The following is a 3189-nucleotide window of genomic DNA, read 5'->3' as shown; positions in this document are numbered from 1 at the left end:
ATCAACGACCACTGCACATCCGACAACAACCGAAACCTCGACACGACACCAAGGCTCTCAACGAACAGCCCCAATGTTTGTCAGACACGCTCTAGTTCCGGAACCGGCAGGGGCTGTCGGTGGGAGGTTTCCGTACCTAGAGTCTGCCTGCGTGAAAAGGCTTTCCGGCGACGAGGTGGAGGGTTTGTGAGGCGGACTCTTGGGGTCGTGGTGGCAGTCGGCGTGGTATCGGCGGGGCTGGCGGCAGGTGGTGGGCCGGCAGCGGCGCAGAACGGGGCGCAGAACGGGGCGCAGAAGGGGGCGCAGCGAGGGGCGGTGGTGAAGGGGACGTACTCCAGCGGTGCCGCGCAACAGTGGCAGGACCTGCCGAGGACGTACGTCGGAAACGACTCCGGAACCGCAGATGCGACGGTAGTGATCGACCCGAGTGTCGTCCGGCAGAAGTACACCGGCGTCGGGTTCTCCCTCGACGAAACGAGCGTGTCGAACTTGTGGAAGCTGACACCGAAGGAGCGCGAGCGGGCGATCCGGCTGCTCGTGGACCCGCGGACCGGGGCCGGATTCGACCGGTTCCGGTTGACGATCGGAAGCCCGGATCTGATCGAGCATCTACCGTTCTGGTCGTACGACGAGTTGCCGGCCGGCGTCACCGAGGACCGGCAACTGAAGTACTTCTCGATCAAGCGCGATGTCGACGCGCACCTCGTCGACACGGTGAAGCTGATCCAGAAGTACAACCCGCGGGCGACGTTCTTCGCGTCGGCGTGGAGTGCGCCCGCGTGGATGAAGACCAACAACCGCTTCACCGGTGAGGTCGCACTGAAGCCGGGCAGTACGACGTCGTACTACCAGGTCGGCAAGCTCCGCGACGACTGCATCGACGTGTTCGCGCGGTACTACGTGAAATACCTGCAGGCCTACGCGAAACATGGCATCACCATCGACGCGTTGACGCTGCTCAACGAGCCGGGGATCGACGTGGTGTATCCGGCGATGGACATCAGCATCGAGCAGCAGCAGAAACTCGCGGTCGCGATCAAACGTGAGGTACGGCGGGCCGGGCTGCGCACCGAGCTGTACGTGCACGACTTCAACTTCTACGACTGGCGCGACCCGAACAGCACGGAAACCAAGAACTACCACCGGATCTTCAACGACCCGGCCACGCGGAAAGCGTCGGACGCGATCGCGTTCCACCCGTACTGGGGCGACCCGGCGGTGATGCGGGACGCGTACCAGGAATTCGGAAAGCCCGTGCACATGACGGAAACGAGCGACCTCAGTCCGGCCACGGTACTGAACTACTTCCGCCTCGACGCGTCGTCGTACGTACTCTGGGCCCAGGCGACCGACCAGGACGGCGGCACGCTGCACTGGACACCGGCGCGCGACAACAACATCGACTGGGAAGAGGTCGGCCGGACCACCAAGTGGCCGAACCGGCTGGTGAAGGTCGACACGTCCACGAAAACGTTTTCGGTCCGTTCCGAGCTCTACGCGCTCGGGCAGTTCGCGAAGTACCTCGGTCCGCAGCACAACCGGGTCGAGTCGAGCGGTACGGTGAACGGGATCGGCAATGTGGTGTTCAAGGACCGTGGCGACAACTTCGTCGCGATCGTGGGCAACTCCAATGATGCGCCGCGCACGGTCAGAATCACGGTGGCCGGCAAGTCCTTCAGCGTGACAGTGCCGGCCGGTGCGTACGCGACGTACCGCTGGCACGGTGACGTGCCGTCCGGCAGGCACAACCACGCCCCGCAGTTCGGTGCAACCCCAGATGTCGTCGCGGATCAGTACCAGGCGACCGAGTTCCAGCTGCGAGCCACCGACCGCGACAAGGATCGACTCAGCTACTACGCGACCGAGCTCCCCGCTGGAGTCACGCTCGACGCCGGCAGCGGGCGGGTCAGTCTCAAGCCGACCGTGGCCGGTGAGCAGACGCTGAACTTCCGCGTCACCGACGGTGCTGCGAACGACGAGATCTCGGTTCGCGTGACGGTGCGACCGCACGGCGCTCCGGTCGGCGAGAAGATCGAAGCGGAGTCGTACGTCGCCCAGAACGGGTGGACCGAAGGCGGCCCGGAGTTCGTCGAGAGCAACCCGGCCGCGAGCGGCGGGCGCAACATCGGCTGGACCGCGCCCGGAAAATGGCTGCAGTACCGCGTCGACGTTGCCGAGGGCACCTATGATCTCGAGCTCCGCGTCGCGAACGGCACCGGGTCACCCGCGCCCGACGCGCTCTCGATCCGCAACGTCGACGGGACAGTGCTCGCCAAGGTGACGGTCCCGGACACCGGCGGCTGGGGGAACTACCAGTCGATCACCACCCGGATCACTGTCCCGGCCGGCGACCAGCCGCTGACCGTTTTCTGCGAAACCGGCGGCTTCAACCTCGACTACCTCCGCCTGACCGAGTAACCACACCGAATACCCAGCTCATGTGACCGATCCGTGGGTGGTTCTGGGTGCCCGAGTCGGCGCCCGCGCTGGGCGCCGCGCGCGCGTCCCACGCGGTGGGTTCACCCATCGTGTTGTGGGTTCCTGACCCGTGTGAAGGGTGCGGAACCCCCAACACCGTGGGTGAACCCACCGTGCAGCGGAAGCCCAGAGACTCTTACGACCACACCGCACCAAGTCACGCCGCACCGTCACGCGCGGCGCTGTCACGCGCGGCGCTGTCACGCGCGGCGCTGTCACGCGCGGCGCTGTCACGCGCGGCACTGTCACGCGCGGCACTGTCACGCGTGGCACTGTCACGCCGCACCATCGCGGCCCGAACACCGACCAGAGGACCGCTGACCAGATCACCGCCGGCTGATCTACAGCACGGTTCAGCCTGCTACGCGGGGGGATATCCGTGCGTGTTGGGGGTTGTCTGCTCGTACACCAGCAGAGAACCCCCAACAGGAGGGGTTGACCCACCGTGTTGGCCTGCGCGTTCCACCACGAGCGCACGTTCCACCACGAGCGCACGAGGCAGCCCGGCCGGGTGGCTGCTACGCGGGGGGATATCCGCGCGTGTTGGGGGTTCTCTATTCGTAGACCAGCAGAGAACCCCCAATACGAGGGGTTGACCCGTCGTGTTGGCCCGCGTGCTCCACCACGGCCGCGGTCACCCAGGAGACCCCGGGCAGTGCGCGGCCTCCCTCGACCCGAGCCGAGGTACCGCCCCGGCGACCCACGCCAGCA

Annotated in this window: 1 protein-coding gene; it reads left to right on the top strand. The window is 66.1% G+C overall.

Features of this window, described 5'->3' with window-relative positions:
- Positions 1-186: 186 nt before the first annotated feature.
- Complete coding sequence (locus AB0B82_RS30010; protein ID WP_360175967.1) at positions 187-2418, top strand: carbohydrate-binding protein; 2232 nt, start codon at positions 187-189, stop codon at positions 2416-2418.
- The last annotated feature ends 771 nt before the right edge of the window (positions 2419-3189 follow it).

The sequence above is a fragment of the Kribbella sp. NPDC048915 genome, from assembly GCF_040649595.1.
Taxonomy (GTDB): Bacteria; Actinomycetota; Actinomycetes; order Propionibacteriales; family Kribbellaceae; genus Kribbella.
The sequence above is the reverse complement of the archived record's forward strand: the minus strand, read 5'-3'. Positions and strand labels throughout refer to the sequence as shown.